General features: G+C 69.4%; 19 protein-coding genes. 7 read left to right on the plus strand and 12 right to left on the minus strand.

The features are described from left to right. The first annotated feature begins 60 nt into the window (after positions 1-60). On the plus strand, positions 61-717 hold the full coding sequence (locus ABZV40_RS05065; RefSeq protein ID WP_355435988.1) for an N-acetyltransferase: 657 nt from the start codon (positions 61-63) through the stop codon (positions 715-717). A 34-nt stretch (positions 718-751) separates the two neighbouring features. Here the strand turns inward: ABZV40_RS05065 and ABZV40_RS05070 are convergent, their stop codons facing one another. Genes ABZV40_RS05070 through ABZV40_RS05080 form a run of 3 tightly spaced genes read right to left on the minus strand, consistent with a single transcriptional unit; the run spans position 752 to position 2,611 of the window. Next, positions 752-1,516 carry a hypothetical protein gene (locus ABZV40_RS05070; protein ID WP_355435991.1) on the minus strand — a complete coding sequence of 255 codons (765 nt, stop codon included), beginning with the start codon at positions 1,514-1,516 and terminating at the stop codon, positions 752-754. Next, positions 1,513-2,421, minus strand: a complete 909-nt coding sequence (locus tag ABZV40_RS05075) for an ABC transporter ATP-binding protein (RefSeq protein ID WP_355435994.1) — start codon at positions 2,419-2,421, stop codon at positions 1,513-1,515. The genes ABZV40_RS05070 and ABZV40_RS05075 overlap by 4 nt, the downstream gene beginning before the upstream one ends. After that, the gene (locus tag ABZV40_RS05080) at positions 2,411-2,611 is read right to left on the minus strand and encodes a PLD nuclease N-terminal domain-containing protein (RefSeq protein ID WP_355435997.1); all 201 of its coding nucleotides are present in this window, start codon (positions 2,609-2,611) and stop codon (positions 2,411-2,413) included. The genes ABZV40_RS05075 and ABZV40_RS05080 overlap by 11 nt, the downstream gene beginning before the upstream one ends. 196 nt (positions 2,612-2,807) lie before the next feature. On the opposite strand from ABZV40_RS05080, the gene ABZV40_RS05085 reads away from it, so the two are divergent. Together ABZV40_RS05085 and ABZV40_RS05090 are read left to right on the plus strand one after the other, a co-directional pair. Continuing rightward, on the plus strand, positions 2,808-3,422 hold the full coding sequence (locus ABZV40_RS05085) for an ATP-dependent Clp protease proteolytic subunit (RefSeq protein ID WP_355436000.1): 615 nt from the start codon (positions 2,808-2,810) through the stop codon (positions 3,420-3,422). Beyond that, complete coding sequence (locus ABZV40_RS05090) at positions 3,419-4,006, plus strand: ATP-dependent Clp protease proteolytic subunit (protein ID WP_355436003.1); 588 nt, start codon at positions 3,419-3,421, stop codon at positions 4,004-4,006. The genes ABZV40_RS05085 and ABZV40_RS05090 overlap by 4 nt, the downstream gene beginning before the upstream one ends. Here the strand turns inward: ABZV40_RS05090 and ABZV40_RS05095 are convergent. From ABZV40_RS05095 to ABZV40_RS05105, 3 genes are all read right to left on the minus strand, one after another. Continuing rightward, positions 4,003-4,341, minus strand: a complete 339-nt coding sequence (locus ABZV40_RS05095; RefSeq protein WP_355436006.1) for a helix-turn-helix transcriptional regulator — start codon at positions 4,339-4,341, stop codon at positions 4,003-4,005. The genes ABZV40_RS05090 and ABZV40_RS05095 overlap by 4 nt on opposite strands. A 63-nt stretch (positions 4,342-4,404) precedes the next feature. Next, positions 4,405-5,526, minus strand: a complete 1,122-nt coding sequence (locus ABZV40_RS05100) for an NAD(P)/FAD-dependent oxidoreductase (RefSeq protein WP_355436009.1) — start codon at positions 5,524-5,526, stop codon at positions 4,405-4,407. Then, positions 5,523-6,116 (minus strand): PadR family transcriptional regulator, encoded by a 594-nt coding sequence (locus ABZV40_RS05105; protein WP_355436012.1) that lies wholly within the window; start codon positions 6,114-6,116, stop codon positions 5,523-5,525. The genes ABZV40_RS05100 and ABZV40_RS05105 overlap by 4 nt, the downstream gene beginning before the upstream one ends. Before the next feature lie 137 nt (positions 6,117-6,253). Here ABZV40_RS05105 and ABZV40_RS05110 point away from each other — a divergent pair, with 137 nt between their 5' ends. Beyond that, a complete protein-coding gene (locus tag ABZV40_RS05110) occupies positions 6,254-7,396 on the plus strand; it encodes an acyl-CoA dehydrogenase family protein (protein WP_355436015.1) in 1,143 nt (380 codons plus the stop codon). Here ABZV40_RS05110 and ABZV40_RS05115 read toward each other — a convergent pair. After that, positions 7,380-8,258: a hypothetical protein gene (locus tag ABZV40_RS05115; RefSeq protein WP_355436018.1), complete on the minus strand. Its 879-nt coding sequence runs from the start codon at positions 8,256-8,258 to the stop codon at positions 7,380-7,382. The two genes, ABZV40_RS05110 and ABZV40_RS05115, sit on opposite strands and share 17 nt — an antisense overlap. Before the next feature lie 81 nt (positions 8,259-8,339). On the opposite strand from ABZV40_RS05115, the gene ABZV40_RS05120 reads away from it, so the two are divergent. Then, entirely contained in the window at positions 8,340-8,948 is a 609-nt protein-coding gene (locus ABZV40_RS05120; protein WP_355436021.1) for a LysE family translocator, read from the plus strand. Here ABZV40_RS05120 and ABZV40_RS05125 read toward each other — a convergent pair. The 4 genes from ABZV40_RS05125 to ABZV40_RS05140 form a co-directional block, all read right to left on the minus strand. After that, positions 8,923-10,893: a hypothetical protein gene (locus tag ABZV40_RS05125; protein WP_355436025.1), complete on the minus strand. Its 1,971-nt coding sequence runs from the start codon at positions 10,891-10,893 to the stop codon at positions 8,923-8,925. The two genes, ABZV40_RS05120 and ABZV40_RS05125, sit on opposite strands and share 26 nt — an antisense overlap. Positions 10,894-10,957: 64 nt before the next feature. Continuing rightward, entirely contained in the window at positions 10,958-13,408 is a 2,451-nt protein-coding gene (locus ABZV40_RS05130; protein ID WP_355436028.1) for a phosphatidylglycerol lysyltransferase domain-containing protein, read from the minus strand. Beyond that, entirely contained in the window at positions 13,408-14,703 is a 1,296-nt protein-coding gene (locus ABZV40_RS05135; RefSeq protein WP_355436031.1) for an alpha/beta hydrolase-fold protein, read from the minus strand. The genes ABZV40_RS05130 and ABZV40_RS05135 overlap by 1 nt, the downstream gene beginning before the upstream one ends. A gap of 90 nt (positions 14,704-14,793) precedes the next feature. Next, positions 14,794-15,732, minus strand: a complete 939-nt coding sequence (locus ABZV40_RS05140) for a maleylacetate reductase (RefSeq protein WP_355436035.1) — start codon at positions 15,730-15,732, stop codon at positions 14,794-14,796. Positions 15,733-15,833: 101 nt separating this feature from the next. On the opposite strand from ABZV40_RS05140, the gene ABZV40_RS05145 reads away from it, so the two are divergent. After that, positions 15,834-17,684: a Xaa-Pro dipeptidyl-peptidase gene (locus ABZV40_RS05145; protein ID WP_355436039.1), complete on the plus strand. Its 1,851-nt coding sequence runs from the start codon at positions 15,834-15,836 to the stop codon at positions 17,682-17,684. A gap of 39 nt (positions 17,685-17,723) precedes the next feature. After that, a complete protein-coding gene (recQ, locus tag ABZV40_RS05150; RefSeq protein ID WP_355436042.1) occupies positions 17,724-19,718 on the plus strand; it encodes a DNA helicase RecQ in 1,995 nt (664 codons plus the stop codon). A 224-nt stretch (positions 19,719-19,942) separates the two neighbouring features. Here the strand turns inward: recQ and ABZV40_RS05155 are convergent, their stop codons facing one another. Then, a complete protein-coding gene (locus ABZV40_RS05155; protein ID WP_355436044.1) occupies positions 19,943-20,632 on the minus strand; it encodes a hypothetical protein in 690 nt (229 codons plus the stop codon). Between the last annotated feature and the right edge of the window lie 18 nt (positions 20,633-20,650).

The raw sequence follows: 20,650 nt of genomic DNA on the forward strand, positions 1-20,650 counted from the left end.
CCCGGCTGAAAGCCGCGCTCCTTCCCGCCAGAGCTCTCCTCAATGGACGGATGACCGATCATGGGTGAACCGCACCCGCTCCTGACGTTCTTCCTCGACGCGGCCGACGGCCGATTCCCACGCGTCGACGGCCGGGTGACCGTCCTGCCGCCCCTGCCCGCAGGGCTTGAGTGCTCGGTCGCCTTCACCGGCCACGCAGTCGTCGCCACCGCCCTGACGGACCGGGCCGTCCACGACCGGAAGCCGGACGGCTTCGGCGCGTCACTCTCTCCGGATTTCTTGCGTTATCTCGCCGGCCCCAACGGTTGGATCGGCGTCACCGATGCCACGCTCACCGCCCGCGGCACCGGCGGCTCACCGCGCCTGCAGCCGCTCACCGACGCAGACGATCATCCGCGCGTGCGGCACGCCCGGGAGCTCCGGAGCAACGTCACGATTCATGGTGACGAACGCGGCCTCGTCACTCTGGCCGACGGCCTGGCAGGCCGACGAGAGCTGAGCATCGAACTCCACTCCCACAACGACAGCCGAGGCCACGGCCGGTCCCTGCTCACCGACGCCCTCTCTCTGGTCCCCGAAGGCGAACCGGTCTTCGCTGCCGTCGCGCCGGGCAACGCCCGCTCCCTGCGCGCCTTTCTCGCCTGCGGATTCACCCCTGTCGGCAGCGAGGTGGTGCTCCGCCCCCAGCGGGAGCGCCCAGCCGCCACCCTTCGATGAGACAACCAACCGATCTGCAACTGTTGACTGTCACTCACGCCGGATGACGTTGAGGTGCTGGGCGCGTGCGGGGTGCGCGGCTGAGGCCTACGGACACGAAGGCGGCGGTGGCGGCCAGGGTCACTGCGGTTGCGCGCCAGTGGTCGGTGGGGGTGGAAGTGCCTGCTATCAAGGACAACGCCGAACCCGGTAGGTCGGGTGGCAGGTAGTTGCCGAGGGTGCGCACGCCGGAGAGCAGGGGGAGCACGAGGAGCAGCAGTGCGGTGGAGGCGAAGCCTGCGGGGACGGCGGTTCGGGTGAACGAGGCGATCGCCAGGGTCAGTGCCACGGCGAAGGCCAGGTACAGCATGGTGAATGCCGCGGTGGCGAGCATCGCGGTGGTACCGGGGGCGCCGAGCAGCACTGCGGTCTCGTACCAGGCGCCCAGCAGGCCCGCCAGGTAGCAGGCCCAGGCCGCCAGCGTCGTCACGACCAGGCCGGGCAGCACGTGGTCGCGGCGGCGGGTGATTCTGGTGCGCAGGAACACTTCCGCCTTGCCGCGGAACGCCGCTGCGGCGATGAAGGCCAGCAGGACGGCGCCCAGTTGCTGGACGTTCTTCTGGTACGAGGCGATGCCGTCGGCCGGGGTCGGGGTGGGCGCCACGATCTTGATGCCGCCCGGTGCGCTGGACGCCAGCACGTCGGCCAGGTAGCGGGTCAGCAGAGGGGATCCCAGGCCGAACACCACGAACACCGCGGCCAGCGCCAGCAGTCGCCGGGTGCGGGACAGACGCAGCCATTCCAGTCGCCACAGGCTCATCGGAGCGAACCACCCACTTCGGACACCAGCGAGTCGAAGACGTCTTCCAGACCGCGGTCGCGCGGTTTCAGGGACACCAGGCGGAAACCGGTGAGCACCCGCGCGAGACCTGTGTGGCCTGCCGACGGGGTCACCGCCGTGACGCTCACTCTGGTTTGCCCGGTTGCCGCGGCGCGTTCCACCCACGGCAGCGCGGCCAGTTCGGCGGCCAGTCGCGGGGCTTCGTCGACGACGTCGATGTCCCACGTGCGTTCCGCCGAGGCGTTGAGGATGTCGGCGGTCGCGCCTTGTGCCACGACGACACCGTTGCGCAGCACCGCTATCCGGTCGCACACGCGTTCCACGTCGGCGAGGACGTGGCTGGAGAACACCGTCGTCATCTCGCCGCGCAGGCCCTGCACCAGGTCCAGCATCATGGCGCGGCCGTCAGGGTCGAGGCCGGACGTCGGCTCGTCGAGCAGCACGAGCGGGCGGCCCGCGGTCAGCGCGGCGCCGACGCCGAGGCGTTGGCGCATGCCCCGCGAGAAGCCGCCGACCCCGCGGCGGGCGGAGCTGGTCAGCCCCACCTTCGCGAGGACCTCGTCGCGCAACGAACGTGCGGCCGCGGGTGGCAGTTCGGGGCGGGTGAGGTGGATGCCCAGGTCGAGCACCTCCTCGGCGGTGAGCCACGGTTCGAAGTCCGGCACGTCGGTGCACAGCGCGACCTCGGCCGAGCCGAAGCCGATCTCTCCGGAGTCCGGTGTGGACAGTCCGGCCAGCATCGACAGCAACGTCGTCTTGCCGGCACCGTTGGGGCCGACCAGTCCGAACACCGAGCCGGTGGGGATCTCCAGGTCGACGCCGAGCACGCCGACGCCGCCGAAGTCCTTGCGCAGGCCCGTCGCGGTGTAGGCGTCAACGGTCACGGGGCACCCTGCCCAGCACGAGGTAGAGGATGCCGCCCATGGGGATCGAGGCCAGGCAGATCAGCAGCCACGCCCACTTCGGCAGGTGCTTCGTCCGGTCGGCTCGGAGCACGTCGGCCACGCAGTAGACCGCGAAACCGACACAGATGACGACCACCGGCACCAGTGCCGCCATCAGCGAGTTGTCCACGATTGCCCTCCCGCCCGAGTTCGTACCGCGCCATCCTGGCAGTTGTCGATCGTCAGCGGGGTGTTTGTCCAGGCGAATGAGCGTGGCGAGATGAATCGGCAACAAACCGCTCGGCCGGGCGAGCCCTGCTGTGGGCTGATCTGCCCACAGCAGAGAAAACGGCGAACCGGCCGGGCCGACCGGCATCGTCGGTGCCATGACGAACAACGAGAGGCTCTTCAGCCCAGGACTGCGGGAACGGTTCTTCGCTCAGCGGGTGCTGATTCTCGACGGCGCGCTCGACGACGACAACGGGACGGTGCTGGCGACCCAGATGCTGTCGCTGGCGAGTGAGGACCCGCGGCAGGACATCGCGCTGTGGATCCACTCGCCGGGCGGTTCGGTGCCCGCGATGCTGGCGATCCGGGACGTGATGCGGCTGGTGCCGTGCGACGTCGCGACGCTGGCGCTGGGACTGGCGTGCAGTGCCGGTCAGTTCCTGCTTTCCGCCGGTGCCAAGGGGAAGCGGTTCGCGTTGCCGCACGCGCGGATTCTCATGCACCAGGGGAGTGCCGGCATCGGCGGTTCGGCGGTGGAGGTCGAGGTGCAGGCGGACGACCTGCGGCACACCAGGGACACCGTGCTCGGGCTGATCGCCGAGGACACCGGGCAGCCGTTCGACCGGATCTTCACGGACTCGTTGCACGACAGGTGGTTCACCACCGCGCAGGCGCTCGAGTACGGGTTCATCGACCACGTCGTCAGTGATCTCGGGCAGGTCGTGCCCGTGCGCACGCATCAGCTGGGACTGCACGCGGGAGCTGTCGCATGAGCACCTACACGATTCCCAACGTCATCACGCGGGACGCGCGCGGCGAGCGGATCATGGACGTCTACTCGCACCTGCTGAGCTCGCGGATCGTCTACCTGGGCACCGGGATCGACTCCGGGGTCGCCAACGCGTTGATCGCGCAGTTGCTGCACCTGGAGTCGGACAACCCGGACCTGGAGATCAACCTCTACATCAACTGCGAGGGCGGCGATCCCTCGGCGATGCTCGCGCTCTACGACACCATGCGCTACATCAAGGCGCCGGTGGCGACGACGTGCGTCGGCCAGGCCGTCGCGGCGGGTGCGGTGCTGCTGGCCGCGGGCGCGGAGGGACGGCGTGCTGTGTTGCCGCACAGCAGGGTTGTGCTGCACCAGCCCGCGGCGCAGGGGCGTGGCGCGATCCCCGACCTGATCCTCGCGGCGGACGAGGTGGTCAGGGTGCGCACGCAGCTGGAGGAGATCCTGTCCCGGCACACCGGCCGGAGCGTGGCCGAACTGCGCCACGACACCGACCGGGACCGCGTGTTCGACGCGGCGGGCGCCGTCGAGTACGGGCTCGCGGACCAGGTGCTGGAGCAGCGTTAGGCGACCGCCATGAGCACCGGGCCGGACGGGCGGCCGATGGGCCGCGACGTGTGGAAGTGCTGAGTGCTCTGGAAGAGACGGACCTGGCCGGCGACACCGATCAGCAGATCGGCCAGGTCGATGCCCAGCGCACCGGTGACCGCCGCGATCATCTCGCTGGACGGTTCCTTGCGGCCGCGTTCGATCTCGGACAGGTACTGCACCGAGATGCCCGCGCGTTCGGCCACGTCGACCAGGCGGTCACCGCGTGCCTCCCTGGTCTCGCGCAGCTTGCGGCCCAAGGCCTCACGCCACAGCGGTTCGGGTGCGCGTTTGAAGTCCAGGATCTCCGCCATTTCCTCATGGTGACAGCACCGGGAGCACCGCAAATCACGGTTCTGCTGTCAGCAGAAAGACCGCTACCTGGTGACCTGGGCGCCCCAGTCGATGCGGTAGTTCTGCTCCTTGGCGAAGGCCTTGGCCCCGAAGGTCTTCATCGCCAACGGCATCAGCAGCCGGGTGATCGGGCCGATTCCGCGCTTCTTGCTGTTGGTGCGGGCCGCGCGCGCCGCGATCCGTTCGACCCTCGGCCTGCGCATCCGCTCGTAGGTGGCGAAAGCCGCGGGGATGTCCGGGATGTCGCGCAGGCACCTGGCCAGCTGCACGGCCGACTCCGCCGCCAGCGAGGCGCCCTGACCGGAGCTGGGGCTCGGAGCGTGAGCGGAGTCGCCGACCAGGACCATGCGGTCGCGGTACCAGTGCGGCACGCTCGGCATGATCTCCAACGGACCGGCGGAGATGACTTCCTCGCTGTGCGCCAGCAGTTGTTTCGCGGGCATGTCGTCGCCGTACGCCTCGCGGAGGCGTTCGAGCCACGGCACGGTGGTCTGCTCGTCCGGATCATCGACCGCGAGGTTGTTGAACCAGGCGATGGTGCCGTCGGCTTGTTCCCAGTAGCCCAGGAACGAGCTGCCGAAGACGAAGTACATCGTCTCCGGATCGCCGTGCACGCCGCTGTTCTCGGCGTAGGAGCCCATGCCGAGCAGACCCACGTACTCCGGTTGTGGTGCCCTGGGATCGATGATCGTCCGGACCGTCGACCGGATGCCGTCGGCGCCGACCAGCACGTCGCCGTGTTCGGTGCTGCCGTCGGAGAACGTTGCGGTGACACCGTTTTCGCCGTGCACGTCGACGAGGCGCTTGCCGTGCTCGACCTTGATCCGTTGGGCGGTGGTCAGCTCGCGCAGCCGCTGGTAGAGCGCGGCCCGCGGCACGACCCGGCTCATCTCGCCGCTGATGCGGCCCAGCGTGCGGCCCTGGGCGTCGGCCATCACCATGTGGCGCAACGGTTCGCCGAAGTCCGGTTCGAGCCCGACGGTCTTCAGCGCGGCGAGTCCGTTGGGTGCCACGGACAACATGCCGCCCACCCCGTCCGCCGTGGTGTCGTACGCCTCGAACACGACCGAGTCGATGCCCGCCTTCTGCAGGGCGAGCGCGGTGACGGGACCCGCGATCCCGCCGCCGATGACCAGTGCCTTCACTGTTCCCCTCCGAAGTGTTGCCGCCATGCGTCCTGGTACTCGGCTTTCGCCATTTCCCCCGTGAGCTTCTCGACCAGCCGCAGTTCGGCCTCCAGCAACGCGATCCGGTACTCCTCCTCGACGAGGAAGATCCACTCGACCCCGTCGGCGGTCGCCTTGTCGATCATCGTGCGGGAGGCGTCGATCGTCCTCGTGAGCGCGCCGGCCCTGGCGCCGAGCAGGTCCACGGCCTCCACCGGGTCCAGCACCGAGATCAACGACAGCGCCACACCGAACTGCGGGTACTCGTGCGCCGGTTCGCGGACGAGCTCGCGCATCCAGTCGTACAGCTCGTCGCGCCCGGCATCGGTCAGTGCGTAGATCGTGCGTTCGGGCCGCTGGGTGTCCTTGACGGTCTCCTGCTCGGCGACGAACCCGGCCTTCCGCAGCTGCTCGACGACCATGTAGAGCGAACCGCGGTTGAACTTGATGTCCCGGTCCTTGCCCGTGTCCTTGAGCTGTTTGCCCAGCTCGTACGGGTGCATCGGCCGCATCACGAGAAACGCCAGCACCGCCAGCGCCAGCGGGTTCGACACCTTCCGGCGGGTCATCCGTCCTCCTTGGTCAATCTCAACTATCCGATCCTAGCTAGTTGATGTCAACTATATTCCGCTCTTCGGGTTCATGGAGCCAAGCGGCCCGTCGCAGGGCGCGTCCCCTTGTTAGCCTCGGCGAACAGGGGGACGTCATGCGCGAATCAGCGGAGCTGGTGGAGGCGGCGGCCGCATTGAGGCCGGTGCTGGCGAGTGGTCAGGCGGCGGGGGACCGGGACCGCCGGCTGCCCGACGAGACGATGACGGCGATGCGGGACGCCGGCATGTTCCGCATGTTCGTGCCCGCCGAGTTCGGTGGTCTCGAACTGGGTCTGGGGTCCGCGGTGGACGCGCTGGCCGAGCTGGCGCACGGCGATCCGTCGGCCAGCTGGGTCGTGATGATCCTCGGCGCGGCCGATCTGGTGGTAGCCCAGCTGTCGTCCGAGGCGCAGCGGGAGATCTACGCGGACGGCCCGGACACGCACGTCTGCGTCGTGCTCACCCCGCACGCCACGGCTGAACGCGTCGACGGCGGCTGGCGGATGTCCGGCGAGTGGTTCCCGGCCTCCGGCTGTCTGCACGCGTCGTGGGGCGTGTTCGGGTTCCCGGTCGCGCCGGGCCAGGTCGGTGTCGCGGCCGTCCCGATGGGCGAGCTGCGGATCAAGGACACCTGGCACACCGTCGGCATGCGCGCCACCGGCAGCAACCTGGTGTCCGGACAGGACGTGTTCGTGCCGGACCACCGCGTGCTGCGGCTGAACGACGCGATCTCCAGCGCGAACGGGTCCTCACCGCGGTTCCGGTCGGCGTTGATCCCGACCGTGCTCAGCTACATGGCGGGTCCGTACCTGGGAATGGCTTCGGCCGCGCTGGACCACGTGACGGCGAAGGCGAGCCGCCCCGTCGCGTTCACCACCTACCAGCGGCAGAGCGACGCCCCGCCGTTCCAGATCGCCGTCGCCGAGGCGACCGCCAAGATCGACGTCGCGCGGCTGCTGGTCCGGTCGAGCGCCGAGGTGATCGACAGCCACGCGATGGCCGGCACGTTTCCCGACTACCGGACGCGGGCGCGGCACCGCCTGCACGTCACCCACGCGGTCCGGCAGTGCGGCGAAGCGCTCGACGCACTGGTCGCCGTACACGGCGCGTCGGCGGTGGCGGAGTCCAGTCCGCTCAGCGTCCTGCTGCGCGACATGCAGACCGCGTTGCGGCACGCGATGATCAACCCGCCGTGGAACATGGAGGCGTGCGGCCGCGCGTTGCTGGGCGTCGAACCCAACATCACCCAGATCCTGTAGGCCACTCCCAGTTGATGCCGACCACGCCGGAGGTCATGCCGGTCGTCGTCACGTGCACCGCGTTGTGGACGTTCAACGGCAGCTCGGTCAGCACGTGCTGCTCCACGTGCAGGTCGGCGCGGAAGTACTCGAACACGCGCCGGGGCAGCGCCTCCGGGTGGAACCGCACCTCCATCAGGCAGGTGCCCTCCGGCCGCCGGAACCCGTGCGCGCAGTCGGTGCGCGAGGCGGCCGGGTCGTGCAGCTCGGTCTCCCACACCCACGTGTCACCGGACTGAAGTGGTTGGCCGAAAAGGAGTTCCGCGGCGAGCACGCGTCCGTCGTGGTGCCGCAGCACCCTGCCGAGCGTGCAGTTGCGCCGTGGCACGACCTCGACCCCGTCGATCTCGCATCCCGGTCCGCCGTAGTAGCGGACCACCGTCCGGTCCACGCCGTCGCGACGGGCCCGCGCGACCGAACGGCTGCAAAGGCGTGAGGGGCAGCGGTCCGGACCGACGTGCACGACCTGTTCGGACGTCAGGACTTCCAGCCGCCACGCCCGTGCGCCGGGCAGCGCGTCGAGGAGCTCCGCCATCGGTCCGGTGTACTCGTCCACGCCCTGACGCGGCCGGAACGGTGGCGGCCGGTGCGAGCAGAGCAGGCTCGTCAGCGTCCGCTCCGGCAGGCCGAGGATCTCCTCCAGCGCGGCGATGGCCTGCAACGACTTCGGCCGCCGCGGCCACGCCCGTCCGTGCTGCCAGTCGCTCAGGCTCGCGAGCCCGACGTCGATCCCGCGCTCGGCGAGGCGCGACCGCAGGCGGTCCAGCGGCAGCCCGCGCTCACGGATCGCGTTGCGCAACACGAGGTGGAACGGTCCGGTCATCGCAGCTCCGAACCTACCGCGCGGGGTGTCGGCCGTGTTAACTCTTCCCGCGGCCCGGCTTTTCCGTGTTCTCATGACGACATGTCGACCACCGCGCTCCTGAGCTTCACGCTCGTCGCGCTGCTCACCGTCATCACGCCGGGCCTGGAGACCCTGCTGGTGCTGCGAACCGCCGTGCTGGTGGGCCGCCGCACCGCGCTGGGCGTCGTGGTCGGCAGCACCCTGGGCTGCCTGGTGTGGGCGACCGCGGGCCTGGTGGGTCTGACCGCTCTGCTGCAGGCGTCCGAGCTGGCCTACGACATCGTCCGCTGGCTCGGTGCCGCCTACCTGATCTACCTGGGCGTCAAGGCGTTGTGGGGCTCGCGCCGCCCGGCCGAGCCCGACGAGCCCGCCCCGGTGCCGTCCGCACGTGCCGCCGTCCGGGTCGGTCTCCTCACCAACCTCCTCAACCCCAAGCCGGGCGTCTTCTACATCTCCCTGCTGCCGCAGTTCCTCCCCGTGGGTCAGCCGACGTGGGGTGCGGTGCTGGTGGCGATCCACCTGGGCATCGGCCTGCTGTGGTTCCCGATCCTGATCACCGCGGCCGGCCGGGCGCGTGCTTTCCTGCTGCGCCAGCGAACCGTGCTGGACCGCCTGTCCGCCTCGGCGCTCATCGCGTTCGGTCTCAAAACCGCGGCGGACGCCCGCTGACGCCCCTGCTCGGACGGCGCTCCGAGGCCGGCACCGGTTCGAGCGCGAACTCCATCGCCTGCTCCTGCCGCAGGTCCTGGCCGAGCGTCGTGATCATCTGGTAGTCGTCGCCGAGCACGCGGCGGACGGTCCGGTCCGCGCGTTCCAGCAGCCGGTGGAACGGGCTCAGGTTCGTGAACGAGATCCGCGCGGCCCGTTCCTGCGACCGCAACGCTCCCAGCAACCGGGCCGCGCGGTCGTGGGCGCCCAGCTCGGCGCACGTGCAGGCGAGCAACCACAGGCTGAACGCGGGTCCCCACGTGTCGCCGTCGGTCAGCTGCATCCGCAACGCCTCCAACGCCGGCGGATGCGCCTGCGCCGGGTCGCCGTGCAGGAGCTCGTACAGCGCCCGAAGCCAGAGCCCCCACGCGTTCACGCCGTTGGTCTCCAGCCCGATCAGACCGGTCCTGGCCGTGTCGGCGTCCATCAGGGAACACACGGCCGTCGCGTGCATCAGCTCGGCGATGTACGTGTCACCCGCCGACGCGTGCTCACGACACAACTCGACGACGTGCGCGTACAGCGGCACGCAGTCCGGTGAGCCCGCCACCAGGAAGAGGTGCGTGGCCTCGGCCAGCACCAGATGCCTGTCCACCGTCGGCATCCGTGGCAACGCACGGGCCTCGTTCATCAACGGGATCGCCGCCGCCACGTCGCCCTGCGCCAGCGCCAGACACGCGCAGTGCGCCAGCAACGACGTGAGCAACGGGGGCTCGGTGACCACTTTGCGCGCCGCCGCGAGCAGGTCGCGTGCCTGGCCGAGCAGTCCCGCGACCGACGTGAACCGGCTGCGCTGCAGGTTCATCGCCATGACGGTGCCGGTCTCGGCCAGGTCGGGAGTCTCCAGCGCGTACCCGACCGCGGCACGGATGTTCGGCCACTCCTCCCGCAGCCTGCCCAGCCACAACCTCTCGTCCGGCGAGCACCACGAACGTGCCGCCTCGTCCACGAATGCGCTGTAGTGCAGCACATGCCGCCGTAACGGCTCGTCAGCACTCGTGAGCATGCGAGCACCGAACTGCGACACGGTGTCCAGCAACCGGTAGCGCGTCTGCCGCGTGACCGGGCTCGTCGTCGCCACCACGATCGACCTGCGGACCAGCGCCGCCAACGGCACCGACACGTCCTCGCCGGCCACCGACTCGGCCGCGGCGAGGTCGAAGTCCGCCGGGAACACCGACAGCGTCGCCCACAGCCGCCGTTCCTCGTCCGTGCACTGCCGCGTCGCCCACTCGAACACCCGCTCCAGCGCGACCTGGCCGTCGAGCTGGTCGAGCACGCCGGCCGGCGACGTCTCGGCCGGCCGCGCCGCCACCAACTCGATCGCGAGCGGCAGCCCGTTCACCGCCCGGCACAGCGCCGCGGCCTCGGGCACGTCGTCATCGGCCGCCCGTTCCCGCAACAACTGGACCGCGTCCTCGTCCAACGGCGGCACCCGAACCAGACGCTCGCCGTATACACCGAGCTGCTCCCGCGACGTCGTGAGGATCGTCAGCCCTTCGCAGTCCCGCAACAGGTGGTGCACGAGGTGGCGCACCGACTCCAGCAGGTGCTCGCAACCGTCCAGCACGAGCATCAAGTGCTTGTCGTACAACGACTCCACGAGCCGCCAAAGGCACGCATCCGGTGAGTTGTCGACGATCCGGAGCTCGGCCGCGACCGTGCGCAGCAGCAGCGCCGGATCCTTGAGACCTGCGAGCGGCACCACCCAGACCCCGTGCTGGAACACCGACGTCTGCGCGGCGCCGCGTCCTACCTCCACGGCGATGCGCGTCTTGCCGATCCCGCCGGTGCCCACCAGCGTGACCAGCCGGGCTGTGCCGAGGAGTGCCCGGGTTTCGGCGAGCACCGCCCGCCGGCCGATGAACGTCGTGGTCTGGGCAGGCAGATTGCCCCGCACGGTCATCGGCGCATCTTCGCTCAGCGACGGTCGGCGGTGATGATGAGGATGACCTCACCACCCTTTCGGACTACTGGGATCGACCGTGCAGGGTCGCGCGCCCGCGAGTGCGGATGAGCATCTTGGTTGCGAGGCGAAGTCCCTGGCGCGCGTTGAGGTGCGGCAGGTACGCGCGACTCACGGCGTTCGCGATGCGTGGCAGGGCGGCCGAGTCCGGGTAGGCCATGAACATCGGCCGGTACGTCGGCTGGAACTTCGCCTTGAACGCGAACAGCGAGCGGAACCCGTACACCGGCTCCAGCACCTGCCCGGTGAAGTCGAGGACGCGCTGCAGCGCCCTGGGTCGCTCACCGCGGTCCAGGCGGGCCAGCGGCGCGCCGGACAGGCTCAGGAACCGGACGCCTTCGGTCTGAAGTTGTAGTGCGGCCGAAGCGATCAGGAACTCCATCGAGCCGCGGAAACCGTTGGCGCGGCGGCGCATGAAGTCGAGCGTGTAGCCGACGATCTCGCCGTCCTGGTACACGGGCAGCCAGCTCGTGACGCCGTGCACCGTCCGGTCACCGTCGACCGCCAGCAGGCAGCGGACACCCTCGCCGGTCAGCTCTTCCAGGCCGCCCAGCGTGAAGCCCATCTCCGGCAGGCCCTTGTCGGCGACCCACTCCGCCGAGATCGACCTGATCTGGTCGGTGATCGCGAACGGCGCGTCGCCGAACGCGCACCACTCGGCCGTGATGCCGGCCTTGGCGGCCTTGTTCAGGGCCGTGCGCACGTCCTGCCACTTCTTGCCGGTGAAGCTCAGCTTGTCCAGTTCGATCACGGTGTCCTCGGCGACCTGCACCGCGGACCACCCGAGACCGGCTACCGCCTCCCTCGTCTCCGTTCCCACGCTGTACAGACACGGCGTCCACCCGTTGCTCGCGCAGAACTCGGTGAACCCGCGCACGGCCTCGACCCGCGCCGGGCCGATCGGATCACCGACCGTCAGGGCGATCGTGGCCACCACCCGGTACGCGATGGCGTTCTCACCGTCGGGCGTGAACCAGTACTGGTTGCCACGCCACGTCGTCATGTACGACAACGACGAACCGCCGTAGCGCTGCATCAGCTCCCGAGCGTGCGCAGCCTCCTTCTCGCACGACGACGGCCACGAACGCCACGACGCCATCAGCAGACCGGCCAGCACGATCAGCCAGAACACCACGCCGGTGTACTCGAACAGCACCGTGCCGACGAAGCCCTCCGCCGAGAACTGCAGCGGCACCAGGTCGAGGTACCCCGGCGGCAGGAACCGCGTCGGCAGGTCCGCCAGCAGCCGCGCGAAGCCCGGCTCCGGCGTGAACTGGTCGCGGACCAGATACCCGCCGAAGACGTACAGCGCCGACAGCAACGCCACGCTGCCCGCCGTGAACCGCCAGAACTTCCTGACGGCGTGCCGAGGCAGACGCACGGCGAAGTGCTTGCGCGTCAACAGCAGCACGATGGTGATCGCGAGCGGTGCGAGCATCGGGACGCCGAAGGAGAACGCCATCTCCGCCGCACCGGCGTCCGGAATCCGCGCGGCCTCCACGACGTACCACCCGATGAACGCGGCGTACGCCACGTTGCACACCAGCGCGGACCACCACGCGAACCGCCGGCCGCGGCGCAGCCCTTCCGCCAGCACGAGCAGCAGCAACGCGGGCAGCAGCGACATCACCAGCGCGGGGAACCGGCCGTACGACAACTGGATCGTCATCGTCCGGCACAGGTCGACCTGGTCGGAGCTGCACACCGCGTCGTAGTACTCCTGCGACGGCTGTGTGACCGCCACGGCGTCCGCGAACCACAACAGCGGACCGTTGGGGTACGGCGACATCATCGCCACCACCGGCCCCAAAGCTGATGCGGCGAGCAACAGCGCCACCAGCACCCGCGTGTCCTGGAACGTGCGCGGCTTGTGCACCGCCCCGCTCTTCAGGAACAACGCCCCGATCACCAGTCCGGACACGCCACCGGACAGTCGGAGCAGATCTTCGAGCCAACCTGAGTACAGGGTAAGCACCAGCACCGACAAGATCGTCAGCAGCCGGACGCGGCGCCTCCACAGCGGCGGCATCCGGAACGTCAGCGCGAGCAGGAGCCCCACCCCGCCGATCGACGGTCCGGCGGCGACCTCGCCCACCAGCGAGTCGAGCCACGACCAGTGCACGTCCCGCCCGATCAGCACCAGCCCGAGGCCCAGGAACGAGCCGACCACGTGCGCCGACAGGAAGACCGCCGCCGTGCGCGGCACGCCGAACGACCGCTCCGCCAGCGGGCCGACCACCAGCAACAGCACCGTGGTCGCCACGTAGCCCAACAGGTCCATCGACCACAGCGCCGAGCTGAACACGGTCCACGGCGCACTGTCGGTGCCGAACCCGATCCGCGCGAGCAGCTGGTCGTTCTGGTCGCCGATGGCGCCGGTCAACGCCCCGACCGTCCAGAAGACGATCAGAAACGTGGACGTGAGCGGTGCGGTCCGGAAGAACCGGACGATCATCAGGCCAGCCCTGTCCGCCCCGCGAGCCACGGCAGCGAACCGAAGAGGCCTTCCCGTGCCATGTTCCAGTCGTGGCCGTACGGCAGTTCTTTCCACAACACGTCCATTCCAGCCTTGCGGCAGGCCTCGAACACCTCCGCGTCCGCTTTGCGGTACGTGGCGTCGTCGCGGCCCGCGACGATGATGCCCGCGGTTCGCGGGAAGGTCTGGCGCGCGAGGATGTCCATCGGGTTGACCCGCACGAACGCGGCCTCGTCGCCGCCGAACGCCGCTTTGACCGTCTCGTGCCGCGTGCTGAGCGTGGGCTCGCGCTGAGGAGCGAGGGCGACGAAGTTGCCGTACACGTCCGGCGCGCGCACGGCGAGCTGCACCGAGCACGTGGCGCCTTGGGAGAAGCCCGCGATGGTCCACGCCTCGCGGCGCTCGTCGACGGTCAGTCGTTGCTTGATCCACTTGGGCAGGTCGCGCGCCAGGTACGTCTCCGACTTGCCCAGCGCGGAGTCGAGGCACAGCGGGTTCGCCGTCGGCGTGCCGAGCTGGTCGGCCACCACCACGATCGGCGCGAGCCCTTCGTGCTGGGCCGCGTACGCGTCCATGTTGTCGGTGATCCGGCCGCCGTCGAACCAGTCGCGCGGGTTGCCCGGCTGACCCGCCAGCAGCACGATGACCGGCAGCTTCGGCCGCGGCATCGTGTGATAGGCGGGTGGCAGGTAGATCCACGCCGGCCGGGCCGGGAAGTCGCCGGGGATCGTCGACTCGGAGACCGTGCCCTTGTCCGGCATGTCGTCGGGTTTCGTCCACACGTCGGCGAGCTTCTTGCCGGCGGGGACGTCGACCACGCGGGACGGGGAGGGGGCTGCCTCGTTGAGGTCGACGCGGTCGTTCCGGAAGACGTCCAGCACCGCGCGCATGGTGGGGTACTGGCTGAAGTGCGCGTTCGTGGCGACCATCGCGCTCGTGGTGACACCCAGCGCCAGCAACACGCCGAACACGCGGCCGTACCATCGTCCGGTGCCCAGCCGCACGGCTGCCAGGGCCAGCGCGGTGAGAGCGGCGCCCACCCAGACCGTCAGGATCACCGGCAACGGCTCTGGCCAGGGTTTCCACACGTGGTCGACCACGTAGCTCAGCCCGAGCACGACCACGGCGCACGCCGACACCACGATCGGCAGCACCCTGGTCCACCAGGTCCGGTTCTTCCTGATCGCCAGATACGTCAGCGCGACGGCGGCAGCGACGGTCGCGGCGGCGGGGATCGGTCCGTTTACCAACGACAGATCCAGGGGGCTGAGCATGCCTCTATTTCATCAGCAGATCTTCAGGATCACATCGGAGGTTGGTTGTGATTCACAGCTGTGAACATCAGCCTTTTGAATGACAACCCATCAGCCCGTTGGTACGTCGCGCCACGCGTTCGTCAGCACCCGCAGTGCGTCGGGGTGCTCCGAAATCTCCGCGGCGCGGGACAAATCGGACTCCGTCATGCCCAGTTCGCGCAGTGAGGTCGCCGCGCCGAACCTGGTGGCCGTGTCGTGTATCCGTTTGGCGAGGTCAGTCGGAGCTGTGTGAGAGAGCAACGCCGTGTGTGTGGCGGCGTGCGGCAAACCGAACGAACCGCCCAGAACGTGCGCGAGCTTGTGGTGCAGTCCCATGGGGACGCTGGCGAGGCACGTCCCCGCGAGCCAGGCGGAGTGCAGGAGCTCGGTCCGTGCGTCCACGGTGGAGGGATTTCCGCTCAAAGCGTGCAAAATGCCGTCGATCGCCTTGGACGCGATGGCGTCGATCAACGGGTTCTCGTTGCCTCTGGCGGTGACGGCGTGCGCGAGAGCGTTGAGCGCGCTTGTCACCGTGACGTCCAACGGCAGGTCCAACGTCAGTTCGACGTCGTAGATCACCGTGTCCGGCTGGATCGCGGCATCGCGCCGCGTCTTCTTCAGCCCCGACTCCGTCTCGCCGAGCACCGGGGTGACCTCGGAACCCGCGTAGGTCGTCGGCAGGACGATCTGCGGCACGCCCGCGCGCACCGAGAGCGCCTTCGACAGTCCCGTGCTCGACCCGCCCCCGACCGATACCACGCAGTCCGCGCTGTGCTCACGCAACAGTGCGAGCGCGCGCTCCGTGACCTCGACCGGCGTGTGCATCGTCGCGCCGGTGAACCGGGCCGCGAGCAGGGGGCCGAGCTCCGCCGCCACCTTGTCGCCGCCGTGCCGGGCGAGCAGCAGGACCCGTGACGCGCCAAGACGCTCGGCCTCGGCGCGCACCGAGGCAGCGGTGCCGCGCCCGAAGACGACGCGGGTGCGGGCCGGTTCGAAGGTGAAGCTCACGGGGGACGAATATTCGGCACTCGCCGTAGTTGCCGCAACCGCTGAGGATCAATCCTTTCGGCTCTGACGAGTGACATCGTCACTCCTTAGCGTGAATCTTCATGAAGCGTGTTCGTGTTGTAGTGGCGTTAGCAGGGGCCCTGACCCTGACGCCAATCCCTGCCACAGCGGCGACACCGGCGTTCTCCCTGTCCGGCGGCGTGTCCGCACCGATCCACTCGATGGCCGACGCGGTCCGCGAGACCGTCTACGTCGACACCGGCCTCGACGCGGACGGTGACGGCAGTCCCGACCGGGTGACCGCGGACATCATCAGACCTTCCACGACCGGGCGCGTGCCGGTGATCATGGAGGCCAGCCCGTACTACGAGAGCGCGGGCCGCGGGAACGAGAGCGAGGTCAAGACCTACGACTCCGCCGGCGTGCCCGTGAAGTTCCCGCTCTTCTACGACAACTACTTCGTGCCGCGCGGCTACGCCGTCGTGCTGGTCGACTTCCTCGGCACGAACCGGTCGCGCGGCTGCGTCGACGTCGGCGGTCAGTCGGAGATCACCTCCGGCACCGCCGTGATCGACTGGCTGAACGGTCGTCGCACCGGTTACACGACCATGACCGGCACGACGACGAAGACCGCCTCCTGGTCGACCGGCGCCGTCGGCATGATCGGCAAGTCGTGGGACGGCTCGATCGCGAACGGTGTGGCGGCCACCGGTGTCGACGGGTTGAAGACCATCGTGCCGATCGCGGGCATCAGCTCGTGGTACGACTGGTTCCGCTCGGACGGCGTCGCGTACACCAGCTACAGCTCACCGACCGGGCTGGGCACGCAGTTCGAGAACGCCAACGCGCGCTCGCGGTGCGGTGCCGTGCGCACGCAGATGACCAACGGTTCTCCGGCCAACGGCGACTACACGGCGATGTGGCAGGCACGTGACTTCGTGCGCAACGCCTCGCGCGTGAAGGCGTCGATCTTCGCGATCCACGGGCAGAACGACCTCAACGTGAAGACGGTGCAGTTCGGCCAGTTCTGGGACGCGGTGCCCGCATCGGTGCCGAAGAAGCTGTGGTTCTCGCAGACCGCGCACGTCGACCCGTTCGACTTCCGGCGCGCCGAGTGGGTCGCGACGCTGCACCGGTGGTTCGACCGCTGGCTGCTGAACGTCCCGAACGGCATCGAGAACGAGCCCCAGGTGTCCGCAGAGCGCGCGCCGGACCAGTGGGAGGACGATCAGACGTGGCCGCCGGCCGGCACCGTCAGCACCGTGCTGCGGCCTTCTTCTTCGGGCTTCGGCACAACGCCTGGCACCGGCACGGCCGCGTTCACCGACAACGGCAACGCCACGCCGGCCACCTGGCTCTCCGGCTCCAACACCGGCCGCGTGACCTACTCGACGGCACCGTTGACCTCCGACTTGCGCGTGGCGGGCACGTCCTCGATCACGGTGGGCGTGTCGTCGTCGACGCCGACCGCGCACCTGACGGCTTACCTGATCGACTACGGCCCGGCTCGGGTGCGGACCGGTGAGGGCATCCGGACCCTGACCACGGAGTCGTGCTGGGGCGAGAGCCGTACGGGCGATGACGCCTGTTACCGCGACACGGAAGCAACGGCGGGCGACGTCGACGCGCAGATCATCGCGCGTGGATGGGCGGACCTGGCGAACTACGCGTCGCTCTCCGCCCCGCGCACGATCACCCCGGGAACCAAGTACCGCATGACGTTCCGACTGTCCACAACGGACCACGTCATCCCCGCGGGGCACCGGCTGGGCCTGCTGATCGGCGGCACCGACTCGAGCATGATCGTGCGACCGAGCCGGCTTCCCCGCCTGACGGTCGACCTGGCGGACACCTCGGTGCGGATCCCGTTGCGCGGCTCGGTGCCGTCGGCGTCCGCTGATCCGATCATCGCCACGAGCGTTTCCGCAGGTACGCAAAGCACACTGGGCTAGCGGCCGGGACTGTCGGTGCAGCTCGCTAGCATCGGCGGCATGGGTTCAACCGACGGTGTCGTCCTCGAAGACGCGTTGCAGGTCCTGCAGCGCGTCTTCGGGTACCCCGAGTTCCGAGGCGACCAGGCCGACATCGTCGAGCACGTGATCGCCGGCGGCGACGCGCTCGTGCTGATGCCGACCGGCGGTGGCAAGTCGTTGTGCTACCAGGTCCCCGCCCTGGTCCGCCCCGGCACCGGCGTGGTGATCTCGCCGTTGATCGCCCTGATGCAGGACCAGGTCGACGCTCTGCGCGCCCTCGGCGTCCGCGCGGGCTTCCTGAACTCGTCCCTGTCCTGGGACGAACGCCGCGTCGTCGAGGCCGAGTTCGTCCAGGGCGAGCTCGACCTGCTCTACCTGGCCCCGGAACGCCTGACGTCCGAGGCCACCCTGCGTCTGCTCGACCAGGGCGACATCGCCCTGTTCGCGATCGACGAGGCGCACTGCGTCTCCCAGTGGGGCCACGACTTCCGCCCCGACTACCTCTCCCTGGCCCAGCTGCACGAACGCTGGCCCAAGGTCCCGCGCATCGCCCTCACCGCGACCGCGACCGAGGCCACGCGCGAGGAGATCCTCACGCGCCTCGACCTCTCCGAAGGCCGCCAGTTCGTCTCCAGCTTCGACCGCCCGAACATCCAGTACCGCATCGTCGCCAAGAAGGAACCGAAGAAGCAGCTCCTCGACCTGCTCCGCGGCGAGCACCAGGGCGACGCGGGCATCGTCTACTGCCTCTCCCGCGCCTCCGTCGAGAAGACCGCCGAGTTCCTGGTGGCCAACGGCGTCGAGGCCCTGCCGTACCACGCGGGCCTCGACGCCCAGACCCGCCAGCGCAACCAGGCCCGCTTCCTGCGCGAGGACGGCCTGATCATGGTCGCCACGATCGCGTTCGGCATGGGCATCGACAAGCCGGACGTCCGCTTCGTGGCCCACCTCGACCTCCCGAAGTCGGTCGAGGGCTACTACCAGGAAACGGGCCGGGCGGGCCGGGACGGCCTGCCCTCCACCGCCTGGCTGGCCTACGGCCTCAGCGACGTGGTCCAACAGCGCAAGATGATCGAGTCGTCCGAAGGTGACCTCGCCTTCCGCCGCCGCTCTCAAGCCCACCTCGACGCGATGCTCGCCCTCTGCGAGACCATCACGTGCCGCCGCACGATGCTCCTGGACTACTTCGGCCAGTCCGGCGTCCCCTGCAACAACTGCGACACCTGCCTGACCCCGCCGGAGTCCTGGGACGGCACCGTGGCGGCCCAGAAGCTCCTCTCCACCGTCTGGCGCCTCCGCAAGGAGCGAAACCAGAAGTTCGGCGCGGGCCAGGCCATCGACATCCTCCTGGGCCGCAAGACCGCCAAGGTCATCCAGTTCGACCACGACCAGCTCAGCACGTTCGGCATAGGCGAGGACCTGAACGAAAGCGAGTGGCGAGGCGTAGTCCGCCAGCTCCTGGCCCAAGGCCTGCTCGCCGTGGAAGGCGAGTACTCCACCCTCGTCCTGACCGAGGCGAGCGCCGACGTCCTGGCCCGCAAACGCGAGGTCCACCTCCGCAAGGACCCGGCCCCAGCCCGCTCGACCACCCGAGCCACCACCGCCACCACCGCCACGAAGCAGAAGGTGGACCTCCCCGCGGAGGCAACCGGCCTCTTCGAGTCACTGCGCGAGTGGCGAGCCGCCCAAGCCCGCGAACAAGGCGTCCCGGCCTACGTGATCTTCCACGACGCCACCCTGAAATCCATCGCAGCCACCCGCCCCACCACCCTGACGGCCTTGGGCGCGGTGAGCGGTGTGGGCCAAGCCAAACTGACCAAGTACGGCGACCAAATCCTGGAAGTAGTGGCGGGCACCGCCCCGACCACAGCCCCACCAGCCACCGCCCCGGACGCCCCGAAAGCCAAGCCCAGGCCGAAAACCACGCCCCAGGGCGGCGCAGCCTGGGGCTCCAGCACCGCAGACGACGAGTGGCCGGCCCCAGAAGAACCAGACGAGCCGATGGACTGGTGACCCCCGCGCCCACTCCCGCCACCCGCCACTGAGTGGGCCGCGGTGGCACGGCACGGCAGCTTGATGCGAGCGGTCATCAACCTCGCGGTCCGGATATCCGCTGGCGAATCGCCAGCGCGCCATGAGGATGGGCATTCACTCATCCGCGAAGCCGCAGGCAAGCCCGACATGCCCAATCCCGGCCCAGACCGCAACCACCAACGCAGGGCGACATGACCGTCCCCTCAGACCACCTTCTCAATCTGAACCCGCTTGATCGAACTCTTCCCCGGCTCCCCCACCAACCCGAAAGCCGCACTGTTCAACACCACACAAGCCGGTCCAACCCCGACAATCCGAACCGTGGCCTGCTTTCCGTTGTCCAGATTGGTGACCCGAACCGAAGTCCCCACCGGCAACGTGGAAGAGAAAGCCTCCGGCGCCCCACCCACCGCCGACAACCCGACAGTGGCCCCGTCACAAACAACCTGCCCCACCACCCCGGTGGCCCGAATTCGCGGCGCGGCCGTCTGAACCGGTGCGGGAGCATTCCCCACGATCTCCACCCGGACCCGCCGGAGAACGCTTTCCTCCCCGCCCCGGGCCGAACCCGGCGACCGCAACAAATCGAAAGCCGCGGTGTTGACCGCGGCACACCCGGCGGAAACCCCGGCAACCGCAACCGTCGCGGCCCGCCCGTTGGCGGTGTTCGTGATCCGCAGGGAAGTTCCCACCGGCAGCTGATCCGAGAACACCCCGGCCGAACCGGTGTTGTCGACGAGGGTGACCTGCTGTCCGGAGCACACCTCCTTGCCCGCCACGCCCGGTTGCGCTGCGGGAGACCCAGATCCGGCCAGGGCGAAGGCCGTGCCCCCGATGGCCGCGATGACCGAGAACACCCCGGCGCTCGCGATCCAGCCTTTCGACCAGCGCATGTGCAACACCCGACCTTT

The sequence above is a fragment of the Lentzea sp. NPDC004782 genome, from assembly GCF_040609115.1.
Classification (GTDB): Bacteria; Actinomycetota; Actinomycetes; order Mycobacteriales; family Pseudonocardiaceae; genus Lentzea.

Bases quoted from the DNA above. Each gene is read 5' to 3' on its own strand.
- ABZV40_RS05110 (WP_355436015.1), top strand. From the start codon at position 6,254: ATGCGCGAATCAGCGGAGCTGGTGGAGGCGGCGGCCGCATTGAGGCCG.
- ABZV40_RS05085 (WP_355436000.1), top strand. From the start codon at position 2,808: ATGACGAACAACGAGAGGCTCTTCAGCCCAGGACTGCGGGAACGGTTC.
- ABZV40_RS05145 (WP_355436039.1), top strand. From the start codon at position 15,834: ATGAAGCGTGTTCGTGTTGTAGTGGCGTTAGCAGGGGCCCTGACCCTG.
- ABZV40_RS05070 (WP_355435991.1), bottom strand. From the start codon at position 1,516: ATGAGCCTGTGGCGACTGGAATGGCTGCGTCTGTCCCGCACCCGGCGA.
- recQ (WP_355436042.1), top strand. From the start codon at position 17,724: ATGGGTTCAACCGACGGTGTCGTCCTCGAAGACGCGTTGCAGGTCCTG.
- ABZV40_RS05120 (WP_355436021.1), top strand. From the start codon at position 8,340: ATGTCGACCACCGCGCTCCTGAGCTTCACGCTCGTCGCGCTGCTCACC.
- ABZV40_RS05125 (WP_355436025.1), bottom strand. From the start codon at position 10,893: ATGACCGTGCGGGGCAATCTGCCTGCCCAGACCACGACGTTCATCGGC.
- ABZV40_RS05135 (WP_355436031.1), bottom strand. From the start codon at position 14,703: ATGCTCAGCCCCCTGGATCTGTCGTTGGTAAACGGACCGATCCCCGCC.
- ABZV40_RS05065 (WP_355435988.1), top strand. From the start codon at position 61: ATGGGTGAACCGCACCCGCTCCTGACGTTCTTCCTCGACGCGGCCGAC.
- ABZV40_RS05130 (WP_355436028.1), bottom strand. From the start codon at position 13,408: ATGATCGTCCGGTTCTTCCGGACCGCACCGCTCACGTCCACGTTTCTG.
- ABZV40_RS05105 (WP_355436012.1), bottom strand. From the start codon at position 6,116: ATGACCCGCCGGAAGGTGTCGAACCCGCTGGCGCTGGCGGTGCTGGCG.
- ABZV40_RS05090 (WP_355436003.1), top strand. From the start codon at position 3,419: ATGAGCACCTACACGATTCCCAACGTCATCACGCGGGACGCGCGCGGC.
- ABZV40_RS05115 (WP_355436018.1), bottom strand. From the start codon at position 8,258: ATGACCGGACCGTTCCACCTCGTGTTGCGCAACGCGATCCGTGAGCGC.
- ABZV40_RS05155 (WP_355436044.1), bottom strand. From the start codon at position 20,632: ATGCGCTGGTCGAAAGGCTGGATCGCGAGCGCCGGGGTGTTCTCGGTC.
- ABZV40_RS05095 (WP_355436006.1), bottom strand. From the start codon at position 4,341: ATGGCGGAGATCCTGGACTTCAAACGCGCACCCGAACCGCTGTGGCGT.